This is a genomic window from Candidatus Arsenophonus phytopathogenicus, from assembly GCF_056113345.1.
The window spans coordinates 1,400,825-1,417,400 of sequence record NZ_JBUIOB010000017.1 but is presented as its reverse complement, the minus strand read 5'-3'; the positions used below and the strand labels follow the sequence as shown (position 1 = coordinate 1,417,400).

Sequence of the window (16,576 nt, the reverse complement as noted above, 5' to 3'; positions counted from 1 at the left end):
CGGCCTACTACAGCGTCATGGGTATAAACAAAAAAACAATTATTTAATGGGCAGACATGAGCATTGATATCACTTCCTATCCAACTTTAGCATTAATAGAAACGCCGGAAGAATTGCGACTTTTACCAAAAGAAAGTCTGGTCAAATTATGTGAAGAGTTGCGACAATTTTTATTAAATAGTGTTAGCCGTTCCAGTGGACATTTTGCTTCTGGATTAGGAGCCATTGAACTCACTGTCGCTTTACACTATGTCTATAAAACCCCATTTGATAATCTTATCTGGGATGTCGGTCACCAGGCATATCCACATAAGATATTAACTGGCCGCCGCGACCGGATTGATACCATACGACAAAAAAATGGTTTACATCCTTTCCCCTGGCGAGCAGAAAGTGAATATGACATTCTCAGTGTCGGTCATTCTTCGACTTCTATCAGTGCTGGACTTGGCATGGCGGTAGCTGCTGAATATGAAAATAAGGATCGTAAAACGGTTTGTGTTATTGGTGATGGCGCTATTACCGCAGGTATGGCTTTTGAAGCAATGAACCATGCGGGTGACATTCATAAAGATATGTTAGTGATCCTCAATGATAATGAAATGTCAATTTCAGAAAACGTTGGGGCGTTAAATAATCATTTAGCGCAACTGTTATCGGGCAATCTATATACTAGTTTACGTGAAGGGGGGAAAAGGTATTTTCCAATATTCCCTCAATCAAAGAATTGTTAAAGAAAACCGAAGAGCACCTTAAAGGTATGGTGATCCCTAGTACTATGTTCGAAGAACTAGGCTTTAACTACATTGGCCCCATTGACGGCCATGATGTACTCACATTAGTACAAACATTAAAAAACATGCGTGAGTTAAAAGGCCCGCAGCTTTTACATATCATGACCAAAAAAGGCAAGGGGTATGAGCCCGCCGAAAAAGATCCTATCAGCTGGCATGCGGTGCCTAAATTTGATCCAGCAACTTTTAGCCTTCCAAAAAACAATAATAGTCAATTAACATTTTCACAAGTTTTTGGCGATTGGTTATGCCAAGAAGCAGCCGATGATCCTAAACTGATGGCTATCACACCAGCCATGCGAGAAGGATCGGGAATGGTTGAATTTTCCAAAACCTATCCCAAACAATATTTTGATGTTGCTATTGCAGAACAACACGCTGTGACTTTTGCTGCTGGCCTTGCCATTGGAGGCTATAAACCTGTCGTTGCTATTTATTCTACTTTTTTACAACGCGCCTATGATCAAGTGATCCATGATGTCGCCATTCAAAAATTGCCTATCCTGTTTGCTATAGATAGAGCAGGCATTGTTGGTGCCGACGGACAAACCCATCAAGGTGCTTTCGATCTATCGTTTTTACGTTGTCTACCAGATATGATCATTATGTCGCCGAGTGATGAAAACGAATGCCGGCAAATGCTACATACGGGTTATCACTATCAGGATAGCCCTGTTGCGGTTCGTTATCCAAGGGGAACAGGCTCTGGCGCCACTCTACAACCTTTAGCAAAAATTCCAATCGGTAAAGGAATAATTCGACGCCAAGGAAAAAAAGTTGCCATCCTAAATTTTGGCACATTACTTAGTGAAGCGATGAAAGCCGCAGAATTACTCAATGCCACCGTGGTCGATATGCGGTTTGTAAAACCGTTGGATGAAACATTGATATTGGAAATAGCTCACAACCATAAGCTATTAGTAACATTAGAAGAAAATGCAATTATGGGGGGAGCCGGTAGCGGTGTTAATGAATTTTTATTAAAAGCCCATCACATTATGCCTATCATTAACCTTGGCTTGCCTGATCACTATATCGCACAAGGAAATCAAACAGAAATTCAAGCTGAATTAGGACTTAATGCGGAAGGAATTGTAAAATCAATTAACAACTATTACGCCAAATAAATTAATAAATATATTGAAAATCAAAAGCAGCGATTTACCAAGCGCTTTCGATTTTTAGTAATTCACTTACATTATAAAACGGGTAACCAGTGTGCAAGCGCAGCCACGATAACCATAGCAAAAATAGCCGCGATAATATCATCTAACATAATACCTAGCCCGCCACCTACTTGCTGATCAAACCAACCTATAGGCCAAGGTTTTAGCATGTCAAAAAAACGGAAAAGCACAAACGCTATCAATACCCATTGCCAACTAACTAACGGTATCACCATCAGGGTCATCCACATGCCAATAAATTCATCCCACACAATACTACCGTGGTCGTGAACTTGCATATCATCGGATGTCCGTTGACAAATAACAATACCAACAACAAAACCAAATAAAATAATAAACCAACATAACCAAACGGGTAATAACCAATACATCAGTAGCCAGAATGGAATAGCAGCTAACGATCCCATTGTTCCAGGAATGATGGGTGATAAACCACTACCGAATCCGGTTGCCAATAGATGCCAGGGATTTGATAGCTTTAAACGAGATTTTGCATCAGTCATAGCAAGCTTCCACAATAAAATGATCAAAACCAGTTAAATTAGGTGAAACCTCTTTATTCCCATAAAAATAGCGGATCCCTTCTAATTCTGGTGTTATCTGGCCGATACAATGAAAATTTGCCCCAGTATGCGCTAGTGCTGACTCTAATGCACCACGATTTATCTCAGGCACTATAAAGCACAGTTCATAATCTTCTCCACCACTTAACGCCCAGGTTAACGCCTGTTCTAAGGTAACTTGTCTGCGCAATGCCTCTGATAGTGGCAAAGAATCTAATTTAATTTTAGCGCCACGGCCACTGATTTTGAGAATATGTCCAAGATCAGAAATCAAGCCATCAGAAATATCAATCGCAGAAGAAGCAAGATGACGTAAAGCCTGCCCTTGCAAAATACGAGGCTGTGGCCTTAAATGACGTTGGATCAACCAATGACGATCTTTTACATCATTGACAACCAGCTGTGATTGTAAAATCGCAAGACCTGCAGCACTATCACCCAATGTTCCGGTAACATAAATCCAATCACCATTACAGGCTCCAGACCGGGTTAGTGATTTTCCTGTCGGAATCAAACCATGGGCTGTATAGGTTAAACTCATTGGCCCTCGTGTTGTATCGCCACCAATAAGTTGCATTTCATAGTAATTAAGCTGTTCAAATAGGCTAGAGCTAAATCTTGCCAGCCAATCTTCATTCATTTGTGGCAATGTCAACGCCAGAGAAACCCAGGCAGGATCGGCTCCCATAGCGGCTAAATCACTTAAATTAACCGCCAAAGATTTATAGGCTAAATCTTCAGGTGAAATACTATCAAGAAAATGGATACCTGCAACTAATGTATCGGTAGTAATCGCTAATTGCTGTCTTTCCGGTATTGTTATCAATGCACAATCATCACCAATACCGATATTAACGTCATGCCGATTTTGCTGTTGACGATTAAAATAACCCGCGATGATATCAAATTCGCCACAAACCATAATAATATTCCAATATACCATGCTCCGATTGCTATAAGGATATCACTGCACCTTATAATCAAAATGAACATCAGATTATTCGAAAAGCCTGAACACCATTACTTCTTACGCACAGTAGCAACAACTTTGTCGAGCGCACCATTGATAAATTTGTGACTCTCCTCGGCACCAAAAACTTTTGCTAATTCAATCGCTTCATTAATAGCAACTTTATAAGGTACATCATCACGATAACAGAGTTCAAACATCGCTAAACGTAAAACCGCTTTCTCTACCTGACCAAGCTCCCCAAGCTGACGAGAAAGATAAGGAGCCATTTTTTTATCCAGTTCTAACACATGAGCTGAAACGCCATTAAGTAGTTCACGAAAATAAGTCACATCAACATCTGACATATCCTGTTCAGATAAAAATTCCACTTCAACATCAGCAATACTATTACCCGATAATTGCCAAGAATAAATCGCCTGAACAGCACACTCACGCGCGCGATGACGAGCAGCAGGTTTCACAAAATTCCCCTTAAATAAAATAGTTAGCCTTTAATGGCTTGAATTACATTAACCATTTCTAGTGCAGCTAATGCAGCACCTGCACCGTTATTTCCCGCTTTTGTACCTGCGCGCTCAATTGCCTGCTCAATATCCTCGGTGGTTAATACACCAAAGGCAACAGGAATATTACTTGTCATCGCAACATTAGAAAGTCCAGCACTACACTCACCGGCTACATATTCAAAATGTGAGGTTGCACCACGTATAACGCTAGCAAGTGCAACAACTGCATCATACTTTTTGGTTTCTGCTAATGTTTTAATCGTCAAAGGCAGTTCATAAGCACCTGGCACCCAAACTACCGTAATATTTTCTTTTGCAACTTGGCCAACACGTTCCAAGGTATCAATAGCGCCTTCCAGCAAGCTATTGTTGATGAAATGATTAAAACGTGCAACAACGATTGCTATACGAGCTTTGGGTACTGCGACCGTACCTTTTATTACCTTCATAGCCTTCCTTAAATACTAATTATTCTTTACAGAAACGACAATTTTATCATATTCTTTTCTATACTGCGCTGCTGAATTTAGCTAACTTTAAAACAGTCATTAGGAACGCTAAATTTAATCAATTTAATGTTACACTACTTTAACTATACTACTTCGCTATATTAAGCTAACCAGTTAATGAATATGACATCACAATGGTCGAAGTGTTAAACGTAAATCAGGTCCAATAAGTTCAATATTAATAAATTCAAATGCAGGTGCATCTTTCAATTTTTGTAATACTGGAATATTAATTAATTCTCTTGCGGTTCCACCTAAAATTTTAGGCGCAATATAAACAATCAATTCATCAACTAATCCTAGTGTTAACAAAGCGCCGGCAAGTGTTGGACCGCTTTCGACCCAAACTGAATTAATATTACGTTTAGCCAGCTGCATCATCAGCAAAACTAAATCAATGCCTTTTTCGTAGGTTGGGATGGCGATTTGCTCAACATCACCACACCAATTTTGCGATATGGGATTAGGGCGAATAAGCCAGCATTTACCATCTGATTTTGTTATAATATGTTCTGGTTTTACTTGATTCTCACTATCCAAAACAATTCTTATTGGTTGTCGAAGACATTCTTTAGGATAAAGATTTTGTAGCTCAGGCGTAAAATCTGTCCAACGAACATTCAAAGCTGGATTATCAGCTAAAACAGTAGCACTGGTAGTTAAAATTGCGCTCGCCTGGGCCCTGAAACTTTGTACATCTTGGCGAGCTACTGGCGAAGTGATCCATTTACTTTCACCTGATGCAAGGGCTGTCCGCCCATCAAGTGATGCGGCTAACTTAAGTTGAACATAGGGAAAACCTGTTCGCATTCTTTTTAGAAAGCCTTGATTTAATTGTTCAGCTTCATCCATCAGTAAACCATGTAATACTTCGATGCCAGCCTGCTGTAATTTAAGTAAACCACGTCCTGCAACCTGTGGATTTGGATCTTGCATCGCCACAACAACTCGCCGAATACCTGCTCTAATTAACGCATCTGCACAAGGTGGCGTTTTACCATAATGACTGCAGGGTTCTAATGTGACATAAGCAGTTGCTCCGTTCGCTTTTTCACCCGCCATTTGTAAAGCATGAATCTCAGCATGCACCTCGCCTGCTTTGCAATGAAAACCTTCACCCACAACTTCACCGTTGCGTACGATGACACAGCCTACATTCGGGTTTGGTGAGGTAATAAATCGTCCTTGCTTGGCCAATGACAACGCACGGCTCATAAACTGCTTATCAAACGTGGTCATTTTTACTATTAATCCTGTAACTTAGCAATTTCTTCGCCAAATTCACGAATATCTTCAAAACTACGATATACCGAAGCAAAACGTATATAAGCAACTTTATCCAGCTTTTTCAACTCATCCATGACAATTTTCCCAATCATCTTCGCCGGAATTTCTCGCTCTCCGGTTGCGCGAAGTTGCGATTTTATATTGTTAATAGCTGTTTCCACATCATCGGAACTTACCGGGCGTTTTTCTAATGCTTTTTGCATACCTCGTCTAAGTTTGTGTTCATCAAATGACTCACGTACATCATCACGTTTTACCACACGCGGCATGACTAATTCAGCCACTTCAAAAGTAGTAAAACGCTCATGACATTCAAGACATTGTCGACGACGACGAACCTGCGAACCATCACCAACCAGACGTGAATCAATCACTTTGGTATCTACAGCGGTGCAAAATGGGCAATGCATAAAATTTCCTGATTTTAGGGTCCGGTTTTTCAGTTTAACTCAGCTATCAATGAAAAACACCCTGCTAGCGCAATCTAACAGGGTGTGAGTTAACAAAATTTGCCTTTAAGGCAGCAGAGAATGTTGATCCGCTCCCTCTTTTTCTACTTTAGGAAGAAGCAAATGCTCTCGTTTCATTCCCATCTTTAATGATAGAGCAGAAGCAACATAAATAGAAGAAACGGTTCCAATCGTCACGCCAATTAACATAACTAGAGAAAATCCTTTCAGTATTGACCCACCAAAAAGATAGAGCATCAATACCACCAATAAAGAAGTTCCTGATGTAATAAGTGTTCGACTCAATGTTTGGGTCAATGAAACGTTAACTATTTCGTAAGAAGTACCGCGGCGGATCTTGCGGAAATTTTCACGAATACGATCAGAGACAACAATGCTGTCATTTAATGAATAACCGATGACCGACATTAATGAAGCAACGATAGTCATATCAACTTCAATCTGAAAAAGCGATACAATGCCTAATGTAATGATCACATCATGCGCTAATGATATTACTGCACCAGCAGCCAGACGCCATTCAAAGCGGAAACCTACATAAATCAAAATACAGATCAAAGCAGCTAACAGTGCCATTGCACCGGTTTGAGCTAATTCACTGCCTACACTTGGCCCGACAAATTCGATGCGCTTAACCGTTGCTTGATCATCAACATTTTTGTTAATGACTGAAATAATGGACTTACCGATTTCTTGACCTGCCACGCCTTCAGTAGGAGGCAATCGGATCATAATATCTCGGCCACTACCAAAATTTTGAATCAACGGCTCTTGATGGCCATTATTCGCTAAACTAGCTCTAATTTTATCAAGATCCGCAGTTTGACTGAGATTAATTTCAATAACAGTCCCGCCGGTGAAATCCAATCCCCAGTTAAATCCTTTCAATGAAATAACCGTAACCGAAAGAATAAATAAAGCAATTGAGATACCAAAAGCTAAATAATACCAACGCATAAAATCGATAACTTTACGGCCATGATTTAACTGTTCTACTGTGTAATCTTGCGCCACAACCACGCTCCTTAAATAGACAGCTTTTTAATACGTTTACCACCATACAATAAGTTCACGATAGCACGTGTTCCTACAATTGCAGTAAACATGGAGGTGGCAATACCAACCGCCGTAGTAATGGCAAAACCCTTAATTGAGCCGGTGCCTACCGCATACAAAATAGTTGCCGTGATCACAGTTGTCAAATTCGCATCTAAGATACTGGAAAATGCCCCCTTGTAACCTTCATGTATCGCTTGCTGTATTGAACGACCATTCTTTAATTCTTCTTTAATACGTTCATTAATCAACACATTCGCATCAACAGCAACAGCAAGCGTTAAAACAATACCAGCAATTCCCGGCATGGTTAAAGTAGCCCCCGGTAATAGCGACATAATCCCCATAATGAGGATCAAGTTTGCTAATAATGCAGAACTGGCAATCAGACCAAACTTGCGATAATAAATGACCATAAATAGAACTGAAGCTAGCAAACCGGCTAATGATGCTTTCATTCCTTGCTCAATATTTTGCAATCCTAATGTTGGCCCAATTGTACGTTCTTCAACAATTTGAATAGGTGCAATTAATGCGCCAGCGCGTAATAATAAAGATAATTGACGAGCTTCAGTTGGGTTACTGATACCAGTAATACGAAATTTGCTACCAAAGCGGGCAGAAATTCTGGCGACATTAATGACTTTCTCATCTTTTACCAAAATAGCTCGACCATTGGCATCCTTTCGCCCGCTATCTTTATATTCAACAAATAGGGTTGCCATCAATTTATCCTGATTATCACGGGTAAAATCAGACATAATTGAACCACCAACACTATCCAGACCAATGCTTACCTGCGGGCTACCCATTTCATCCAAATCCGATGTCGAATCAGTAATATGATCGCCTGTCAAAATAACGCGTTTATAAAGAACAACAGGTTCACCATCGCGAGTATATTTAATTTCAGAATCACCCGGAATATGGCCACGTTGAACAGCCGAACTGTCTATGCCGACATTAACTAAGCGAAACTCCAACGTTGCAGTAGCACCAAGGATCTCTTTTGCTCGCGCCGTATCTTGAATACCCGGTAATTCAACGACAATACGATCAGCGCCCTGACGCTGTACCAATGGTTCAGCAACGCCTAATTGGTTAACACGATTACGGATAATATTAATATTTTGTGATACTGCATAATTACGGGCTTCACGGATCCGTTCATCTGTCATTACTGCCGTTAATAGATTGTTGTTGCCAGCAGTAAAAACCAAATCGCGATAACGTGGTGTCAAATAAGACTCCGCTTGCGAACGTCCACTATCATCACGAAAACGAATTTCAACACCGTAATTGTCTATTTTACGTATAGTTGAATATGGGATCCCTTTTTCACGTAAATCACTACGCAGGCCATCCATATTCTGTTCTTGCAATTTACCCAATGCCGTTTCCATATCCACTTCCATTAAGAAGTGAACACCACCACGCAAATCTAACCCTAATTTCATTGGTTCACCGCCCAATGCTCTTAACCAATGAGGGGTTGCAGGTGCCAGATTTAACGCTACGATATACTGCTCTCCTAAACCGGCAACTAAGGTTTCGCGTGCATGTAGTTGGACATCTGGATTATTAAAACGAGCAAGAATTACACCGCTTTCCAGTGCAATTGATTTACTTTCGATTTTCTCTTTCTTTAAAATATTGCGAACTTGATCCAAAGTCTGTTCATTGGCTGCGTTTCCTCGCACGCCAGTAATCTGAACAGCCGGATCCTCTCCATAAAGATTGGGAAGCGCATACAGCAGACCGATGAGCAACGCAGCGATCAGCATCAAATACTTCCACAAAGGATAACAATTTAGCACGGCAATTCCCTTCGGGAAAATCAGAAATTAGATAGATTTCATTGTACCTTTTGGAAGTACAGCAGCAACAAAATCACGTTTAATGGTTACTTCATTGGTGTCATTTAATGCAACAACAATATAACCCGTTTCAGATACTTTAGTGACGCGGCCAATTAATCCACCGGTTGTTAGTACCTCATCACCTTTAGCAATAGAATCCATTAATTTTTTGTGCTCTTTAGCTCGCTTCTGCTGTGGGCGTAAGATCATAAAATAAAAAAACAATCCGAAAACAACCAGCATGATGATCATCAAAGAATATGGGTTTCCTTGCGCTTGACCACCAGCTGAAGCGACTGCTTCAGAAATAAACAAACTCATCAAAATTTCCTCATTGTGATTAAAACAATATTTCTAGCTCAAAAAATTAATCCAAGCCTATAAATCCTACACTGATTTGATTCAATTAGCACGACTGAAATTATACTCTAGTCTGATGAAATCGATTTATTGATCCGTCGATAAAACTCTACTGCAAAAGCCTCAAATTCACCTTTTTCAATCGCTTGTCGAATTTCAGCCATTAGCCGTTGATAATAACGCAAATTGTGTAAGGTATTAAGCCTGGCACCAAGAATTTCATTACATCGGTCAAGATGATGTAAATAAGCACGGCTATAGTGAGAGCAAGTATAACAGTCACAATGGGCATCTAACGGCGAAGTATCCGATTTGTATTTAGCGTTACGGATTTTAATTACACCTTCAGTGACAAATAGATGGCCATTTCGAGCATTCCGAGTTGGCATTACACAATCAAACATATCAATACCGCGCCGAACCCCTTCAACCAGTTCCTCCGGTTTACCGACCCCCATTAAATAGCGTGGTTTATTGTGCGGAATTTGTGGGCAAACATGCTCTAAAATACGGTGCATATCCGCTTTAGATTCACCGACAGCTAAACCACCAACAGCGTAACCATCAAAACCAATCTCGACCAGGCCTTTTACGGATATATCACGTAAATCCGGGTAAACGCTGCCCTGAATAATGCCAAACAACGCATTTTTATTAGCTAACTCATCAAATCGTTGGCGACTACGTTTTGCCCAGCGAAGAGACATTTCCATCGATTTTTTGGCATAATCCCATTCTGCCGGATAGGGTGTGCACTCATCAAAAATCATGACAATATCCGAACCAAGATCGTACTGAATTTCCATCGACTTTTCAGGGCTCAGGAAAACCCTTTCGCCATTGATTGGATTGCGAAAATAAACACCCTCTTCTTTAATTTTACGCATGGCACCAAGGCTAAAAACCTGAAATCCACCGGAATCAGTCAAAATTGGTCCTTGCCATTGCATAAAATCATGCAGATCGCCATGTAATTTCATTATTTCCTGTCCAGGACGCAACCATAAATGAAAAGTATTGCCTAACAGGATTTGGGCCCCGGTTTGTTTAACTTCTTCTGGCGTCATCCCTTTGACTGTACCATAAGTGCCAACCGGCATAAAAGCAGGCGTTTCGACAATCCCACGCTCAAAAATCAAGCGACCACGACGAGCTTGGCCGTCTTGGCTTTGTAATTCATATTTCACTTTGCCTCTCTAGCATCAGAAAAACAGTCTGATGGGTTAGTTACATATTCAGTTAAATAAATTGCTGATATCAATTTAATAGTTAACAACTAGTTAGCCACTTTTTCACTCTCTGCTTTAGGATTGTGCGTGATAAACATGGCATCACCATAACTAAAAAAACGGTACTTTTCTGCGATTGCTTGTTGATAGGCATTCATCGTATTTTGATAACCAGCAAAAGCAGATACCAACATAATCAAAGTAGACTCAGGTAAATGGAAATTAGTAATTAATGCATCAACAATTTTAAAATGAAAGCCTGGGTAAATAAAAATTCGAGTATCATCAAAAAAGGGGCCAATAATACCTTCTTTACATGCACAAGCCGCGCTTTCTAATGATCGAATCGAAGTTGTGCCAACTGCAATAACCCGTTTACCTCTCGCTTTACACGCCAATATTGCATCAACAGCTTGTTGCGATACTTCAACATATTCTGCATGCATGGTATGTTCAGCAACATTCTCCACCCGCACCGGTTGAAATGTGCCGGCACCAACATGTAGCGTCACAAACACCATTGCTACCCCTTTTTGCTGCAGCGCCGCTAGTAATGATTCATCAAAATGTAATCCTGCCGTCGGCGCAGCAACGGCACCAGGCCGTTGGCCATAAACTGTTTGATAAAGTGTTCTATCAACCTCTTCATCAGGGCGGTCAATGTAAGGTGGTAATGGCATATGACCAATATCATTTAAAATAGCTAACACATCTCGCTTATCCTGAAAATCAATTTCAAATAGCGTATCATGTCTTGCCAACATAATGGCTTTAACACTTTCATCATCACCTAATAATAATTCAGTTCCCACCTTGGGTGCTTTAGAAGCACGAATATGCGCCAACACCCGATGACTTCCCAATATGCGTTCAATCAATACTTCAATTTTGCCGCCAGACATTTTACGACCATAAAGACGAGCCGGTATAACCTGAGTATTATTTAAAACCAGCAAATCACCTGATTCTAATTTATCAACAATATCAGTAAATATATCATGTGCCAGTTCACCTGTTGAACCGTTCAAAGAAAGTAGCCGGCAATGACTACGTTTGGCTAAGGGATAATGGGCTATCAACTCATCAGGTAATTTAAAAGCAAAATCAGAGACACGCATTTCTTTATACTATTTGATCAAAACAAGCGCATTAGTCTAGTGCGGCGATAAACACAGTGCAACAAATAAGCATCACGAAAATTAAAAATTCACTTATAATGACACTATGAATTTTCTTGCACACTTACATTTAGCTCAACGAGCACAAAGTTCCTTATTAGGAAATTTAATGGAGAATTTCGTTCGCGGTGATCCTGAAGGCTTATATTCACCAGATGTTGTGGCCGGGATCAGAATGCATCGTCAGGTAGATAAATTCACCGACCAGCACCCCATTGTGATTAATGCCAAGCAACTTTTTCGACCGCCATACCGCCGAGTCGCAGCGATCACTCTCGATTTAGTTTGGGATCAAATCGAAGCAAAACAGACTCTACCCAATTTGTTCATTATGCTCGCCTGCAAATTGAACCAAACCTATATTATACCCCAGAAAAATTTCAAGAATTAAATGAGTATTTATGGTCACAAAACTGGCTGATCCATTATGCAGAACCTGAATATATTAATAATGTATTAAACAGCTTGGCGCGCAGGCGTCCTAAACTGGTTAATTTAATCGGCTCATTTGATGATTTTATTCTGCATTACCACGATTTTTCTGCTTTTTTTGGCAACTTTATCCAGCAATGATCGCTTTTGCCGAAACTCTATCAGAAAAAAGAGCGCCATTAATGAAAACAAATAAACCCTAGCTGATTAGAGGCTAGGGTTTATTACCGATAAAATAACACTATTTAGGTAGCTCGCTTTATATCAGTGTTGTTTAGCGCTAATACGATCATAGAATGCAAAAATCACTAAAACGATTAATGAGGGTACCAACCAGGCTAAATCATCAACATAAAGTGGTAATTTCTTCGCAACATCAGGAATAAATGCTTGCAAAAGCTCAGAAGATTTCATCGCACCTAATAAGCCAAAGATTAGACTGGTCAACATAGTTGGCGCAACCACCCTGCATGGGCACTTCCACCATTTCAAGGTAAAACTTATTAAAATCAATACAATACATGGTGGATAAATCGCGATTAGTACAGGAATAGAAAATTCAATCAGTTTACTCAATCCTAAATTCGAGATCACCATAGAAAAGATGCCAAGTATCCAGACTAATTTACGATAAGAAATCGGCACATAAAGGGCAAAAAATTCCGCACAAGCACAAGTGAGTCCAACCGCAGTTACCAAACAAGCAACAAAAATGAGTATCGCTAAGAAAAAGCTACCAAAATTACCAAAAGTATGTTGCACATAGACATGCAAAATATCAGCACCATTGCTGGCATTAGGTAATAAGGTGCCGCTATTCTCACCCAGTTTAAACAGTGAAACATAAACCAATGTTAATAACACGCCGGCAATTAATCCAGCCCACATGGTATAACGGGTTAAAAGAGCAGAATTTTCGACACCACGTGAACGGGCAGCATTAACAATAACAATGCCAAACACCATCGCACCCAAGGTATCCATTGTCAGATAACCATTAATAAAACCATTAGAAAATGCCATTTCACTATATGATGGCGTTGATATAATGCGTTCACCCGCCGGCCAAAGTACTGCAGCAATGCCCAAAATAGCCAATGCAATCATTTTTATTGGCGCTAAGATATGTCCTACGCTATCGAGTATTCGTCCTGGATAGAGTGAAATAGCTATCACCACAGCAAAATAAACTAGGCTATAGATAAACAATGAAATCGATGAAACACCGCCTACTAGTGGGGCAATTCCGACTTCATAAGAAACTGTTGCCGTACGAGGTGTGGCAAATAATGGCCCAACAGATAAATAGGCGACAATAGCTAACAATAGCCCCGCACATTTACCAATTGGAGCACTAAGCTGTTCGATGCCACCACCTACTTTTGCTAGCGCAATAACTGCAATAACAGGCAAACCGACACCTGTTAGCAGAAATCCAGCTGCCGCTGTCCATACTTGTTCACCAGCTTGCAATCCAACCATAGGAGGAAAAATAATATTTCCTGCCCCTACAAATAACGCAAAGGTCATAAACCCTAACGCTAAAATATCTCGAGATGTTAAACGATATGCCATAATTATTTGTTAATTTGTTGTTATTTATAATTCAGCTTAAGTAGAACCAAAACTTAAACCACTTATTATTTATTGACACTGATCTCTGCTGATTTTTAATCAATAAGAATATTTAATTAACCTGATAAATTTAGTAGAAACAGAAAAATCCGCCAATAACAAACTACAAGTAAAACTTTTATAATGATAAAAGACAATAGTAAATCGAAAAAGCAGAATAAACATCTGAAATAAATTTTTTATTTAGTGATTGGTTTTAGTGTTTACTCAATATACGTTATATGATTTGCATAAAATTTAATCAACACTAACATCTATTCATGCAAATGCATTATTAGCTAAATCTGTTTAACTAAAATTCAGCAAATGAAATTTAATTTTGGCCATTTTTTGTTGTTACAATTAAACTAGACGGTAAAAATAAAACTAAACACCGACCCCTTACCTAATTGACTTTCAATATCTAATTGGGTATGGTGGTGTATTAATGCATGTTTGACAATTGCCAATCCCAATCCGCTACCACCCTCCACTCGACGTGAACGCGATTTATCTGCTCGATAAAAACGTTCAGTTAACCGAGTCAAATGCGCTGAAGCTATTCCCGGGCCATTATCGCGAATACAAAAAAGTGCTCCCTGTTTAACTTGTTGCCAACCAATGTGAATAGATGTTCCAACCGGTGTGTGGTTAATCGCATTATAGATAAGATTTGAAATGGCTCTTCTCAGTTGCTCTTCATTACCATAAACTTGTAATTTTTTATCCACATCAAAAATAACTTCATGCTTTCCCAAACTTAAATTTATTACATCTTGTTTTATTGTATTTAGCATTGCCGGAATATTGATCTGCTCATTCAAATTAATATGTGGTGCTATTTCAATGCGGGAAAGCTGAAGTAATTGTTTAATTAAACTATCCATGCGTGCCAATTGTTCACGCATTGAGTATAAAGCTTTTTTGTTAGCCGAATGACTATCGATTTGCTCATCCATGATTTCCATATAACCTTGTAAAACAGTCAATGATGTGCGTAATTCATGATTAGCATTAGCAAAAAATTCGCCGCGTAATTTTTCCAATTTCATCTTTTCCGTTATGTCTTTTGCAACCATTAATACTTGGTCGTCAATATAAGACATAATTTAAAATTCAACCATCGCACCGTTATTTAAGGCTATCGTAAACGGCACAGAATAGTCGACCAACATAAAATAACGGTTGAAATCAGGATAACGGAGTAAATTGAAAATAGATTGCCCACTATCCTCTGGCCAACGAAACCCCAATAAATATTCAGCTAAACGATTACACCAAACAATATTACCTTCTGCCGTCATAATAATAACGGCATCAGGAAAAGATTCTTCACCACTACTAAATCGCCTAATAATCTGTATCAACTCACGCCGACGTTTACGATTGCGTTGTTGTAACTGATAAATACCATACAAAATCGGCTCCCAAACACCTTGTCCAGTTGGTGGCAGTAAACGACGTTCAAGCCAAAGCCAATCAGATAATTTCAGTAAATGATAACTATGCCAACACAAAGCGGCTAATAATAAAATCACGAGCAACCAAGATAGATGACCAATAAACAGTGATAATCCACATGCCGGTAAACAGAATAAAATCAGAACAACCACTAATTTTTTCCACGACAAACGTTCAAGCACGCCGACTTTTCCTTATAACCAACAATCAATAACGGACAGAGAAACGATAGCCTGTACCTCGAACTGTCTGGATCATTTTATCATGACCACCCACAGCAAGTGCTTTACGTAAACGACGAATATGCACATCTACTGTCCGATCCTCAACATAAATATTCCCACCCCAAACATAATTTAATAATTGCTCACGATTATAAACTCGTTCTGGATGGGCCATAAAAAAATGCAGTAATTTGTATTCTGTCGGCCCCATTTCTATCGATGTTGTATCACTTGTTACCCGATGAGAGGTAGGATCTAGCTTCAACCCCTTCATTTCAATAACATCGTCGCTAACCATAACTGAAACGCGACGCAAAATTGCATTTACTCTAGCAATCAGCTCTTTAGGTGAAAAAGGTTTTGTCAGATAATCATCTGCCCCAATTTCTAAACCTCGCACCCGATCTTTTTCTCCCCTTGCAGTTAACATCATAATCGGGATATTTCGGATCAGTTGATCACCCTTTATATGGGCAATAAGCTGGATACCCGAACCACCCAGGATCATCCAATCTAGCAAGATGAGTGCCGGATAAGGCTCTATGAGCTACGCAATAGCTGAATCATAATCATCAGCCTCAATGGTTTGGAATCCATTCTTTCTAATACAAAGCAAACCATCTCACGGATCGCGGTTTCATCTTCGACGACCAGAATACGTCTTACCATGATTGATCCTATCATTATTTCATTATCAAATTAGTAGGCGCCATTATTTCATATTTATGACCATTTTATGAAATATTGTGGCGAATTTCGTCAAGTTGCAAATTTTCAGGCTAAATACGAGATATGAGATTTCATATCTAATTCACAAAATTAATTAATAACTGAATTTTTGAACGATATGGTTAAAATTTTTATCTATGATTTT

At 39.5% G+C, this 16,576-nt stretch carries 12 protein-coding genes and 4 pseudogenes; 2 read left to right on the top strand and 14 right to left on the bottom strand.

Features of this window, described 5'->3' with window-relative positions; genetic code table 11:
* Nucleotides 1-56 precede the first annotated feature (56 nt).
* A pseudogene (dxs, locus tag AC01GB_RS10950) lies at nucleotides 57-1,921 on the top strand (1-deoxy-D-xylulose-5-phosphate synthase).
* A gap of 71 nt (nucleotides 1,922-1,992) precedes the next feature.
* On the opposite strand, the gene pgpA reads toward dxs, so the two are convergent.
* The 11 genes from pgpA to queA all read right to left on the bottom strand — a co-directional run bounded on the left by pgpA (nucleotide 1,993) and on the right by queA (nucleotide 11,911).
* The gene (gene pgpA, locus AC01GB_RS10945; RefSeq protein WP_474451832.1) at nucleotides 1,993-2,484 is read right to left on the bottom strand and encodes a phosphatidylglycerophosphatase A; all 492 of its coding nucleotides are present in this window, start codon (nucleotides 2,482-2,484) and stop codon (nucleotides 1,993-1,995) included.
* A complete protein-coding gene (thiL, locus tag AC01GB_RS10940; RefSeq protein WP_474451831.1) occupies nucleotides 2,477-3,466 on the bottom strand; it encodes a thiamine-phosphate kinase in 990 nt (329 codons plus the stop codon). Before thiL ends, pgpA begins: the two co-directional genes overlap by 8 nt.
* Before the next feature lie 98 nt (nucleotides 3,467-3,564).
* The gene (nusB, locus tag AC01GB_RS10935; protein ID WP_474451830.1) at nucleotides 3,565-3,978 is read right to left on the bottom strand and encodes a transcription antitermination factor NusB; all 414 of its coding nucleotides are present in this window, start codon (nucleotides 3,976-3,978) and stop codon (nucleotides 3,565-3,567) included.
* 23 nt (nucleotides 3,979-4,001) lie between these two features.
* Nucleotides 4,002-4,472 carry a 6,7-dimethyl-8-ribityllumazine synthase gene (gene ribH, locus AC01GB_RS10930; RefSeq protein ID WP_474451829.1) on the bottom strand — a complete coding sequence of 157 codons (471 nt, stop codon included), beginning with the start codon at nucleotides 4,470-4,472 and terminating at the stop codon, nucleotides 4,002-4,004.
* Between the two features lie 189 nt (nucleotides 4,473-4,661).
* Nucleotides 4,662-5,771 carry a bifunctional diaminohydroxyphosphoribosylaminopyrimidine deaminase/5-amino-6-(5-phosphoribosylamino)uracil reductase RibD gene (gene ribD, locus AC01GB_RS10925; protein WP_474451828.1) on the bottom strand — a complete coding sequence of 370 codons (1,110 nt, stop codon included), beginning with the start codon at nucleotides 5,769-5,771 and terminating at the stop codon, nucleotides 4,662-4,664.
* A gap of 8 nt (nucleotides 5,772-5,779) precedes the next feature.
* Nucleotides 5,780-6,229, bottom strand: coding sequence for a transcriptional regulator NrdR (gene nrdR, locus AC01GB_RS10920; protein WP_474451827.1), 450 nt, complete (start codon nucleotides 6,227-6,229; stop codon nucleotides 5,780-5,782).
* 105 nt (nucleotides 6,230-6,334) lie between these two features.
* Complete coding sequence (gene secF / locus AC01GB_RS10915) at nucleotides 6,335-7,303, bottom strand: protein translocase subunit SecF (RefSeq protein WP_474451826.1); 969 nt, start codon at nucleotides 7,301-7,303, stop codon at nucleotides 6,335-6,337.
* An 11-nt stretch (nucleotides 7,304-7,314) separates the two neighbouring features.
* Nucleotides 7,315-9,162, bottom strand: coding sequence for a protein translocase subunit SecD (gene secD / locus AC01GB_RS10910; protein WP_474451825.1), 1,848 nt, complete (start codon nucleotides 9,160-9,162; stop codon nucleotides 7,315-7,317).
* Nucleotides 9,163-9,189: 27 nt separating this feature from the next.
* Complete coding sequence (gene yajC, locus AC01GB_RS10905; RefSeq protein ID WP_474451824.1) at nucleotides 9,190-9,525, bottom strand: preprotein translocase subunit YajC; 336 nt, start codon at nucleotides 9,523-9,525, stop codon at nucleotides 9,190-9,192.
* Between the two features lie 107 nt (nucleotides 9,526-9,632).
* Nucleotides 9,633-10,751: a tRNA guanosine(34) transglycosylase Tgt gene (gene tgt / locus AC01GB_RS10900; protein ID WP_474451823.1), complete on the bottom strand. Its 1,119-nt coding sequence runs from the start codon at nucleotides 10,749-10,751 to the stop codon at nucleotides 9,633-9,635.
* Between the two features lie 89 nt (nucleotides 10,752-10,840).
* A complete protein-coding gene (queA, locus tag AC01GB_RS10895; RefSeq protein ID WP_474451822.1) occupies nucleotides 10,841-11,911 on the bottom strand; it encodes a tRNA preQ1(34) S-adenosylmethionine ribosyltransferase-isomerase QueA in 1,071 nt (356 codons plus the stop codon).
* A gap of 106 nt (nucleotides 11,912-12,017) precedes the next feature.
* Here queA and AC01GB_RS10890 point away from each other — a divergent pair.
* Nucleotides 12,018-12,606, top strand: a pseudogene (locus AC01GB_RS10890) (acyl carrier protein phosphodiesterase).
* A 61-nt stretch (nucleotides 12,607-12,667) separates the two neighbouring features.
* On the opposite strand, the gene brnQ reads toward AC01GB_RS10890, so the two are convergent.
* The 3 genes and pseudogenes from brnQ to phoB form a co-directional block, all read right to left on the bottom strand.
* Nucleotides 12,668-13,978, bottom strand: a complete 1,311-nt coding sequence (gene brnQ / locus AC01GB_RS10885; RefSeq protein WP_474451821.1) for a branched-chain amino acid transport system II carrier protein — start codon at nucleotides 13,976-13,978, stop codon at nucleotides 12,668-12,670.
* A 373-nt stretch (nucleotides 13,979-14,351) separates the two neighbouring features.
* Nucleotides 14,352-15,660 (bottom strand): annotated as a pseudogene (gene phoR / locus AC01GB_RS10880) (phosphate regulon sensor histidine kinase PhoR).
* 25 nt (nucleotides 15,661-15,685) lie between these two features.
* Nucleotides 15,686-16,371 (bottom strand): annotated as a pseudogene (phoB, locus tag AC01GB_RS10875) (phosphate regulon transcriptional regulator PhoB).
* Nucleotides 16,372-16,576 lie beyond the last annotated feature (205 nt).

Excerpts from the sequence above, each read along its gene's own strand:
- queA (WP_474451822.1), bottom strand. The coding sequence starts at position 11,911 with ATGCGTGTCTCTGATTTTGCTTTTAAATTACCTGATGAGTTGATAGCC.
- ribD (WP_474451828.1), bottom strand. The coding sequence starts at position 5,771 with ATGACCACGTTTGATAAGCAGTTTATGAGCCGTGCGTTGTCATTGGCC.
- ribH (WP_474451829.1), bottom strand. The coding sequence starts at position 4,472 with ATGAAGGTAATAAAAGGTACGGTCGCAGTACCCAAAGCTCGTATAGCA.
- yajC (WP_474451824.1), bottom strand. The coding sequence starts at position 9,525 with ATGAGTTTGTTTATTTCTGAAGCAGTCGCTTCAGCTGGTGGTCAAGCG.
- pgpA (WP_474451832.1), bottom strand. The coding sequence starts at position 2,484 with ATGACTGATGCAAAATCTCGTTTAAAGCTATCAAATCCCTGGCATCTA.
- nrdR (WP_474451827.1), bottom strand. The coding sequence starts at position 6,229 with ATGCATTGCCCATTTTGCACCGCTGTAGATACCAAAGTGATTGATTCA.
- brnQ (WP_474451821.1), bottom strand. The coding sequence starts at position 13,978 with ATGGCATATCGTTTAACATCTCGAGATATTTTAGCGTTAGGGTTTATG.
- thiL (WP_474451831.1), bottom strand. The coding sequence starts at position 3,466 with ATGGTTTGTGGCGAATTTGATATCATCGCGGGTTATTTTAATCGTCAA.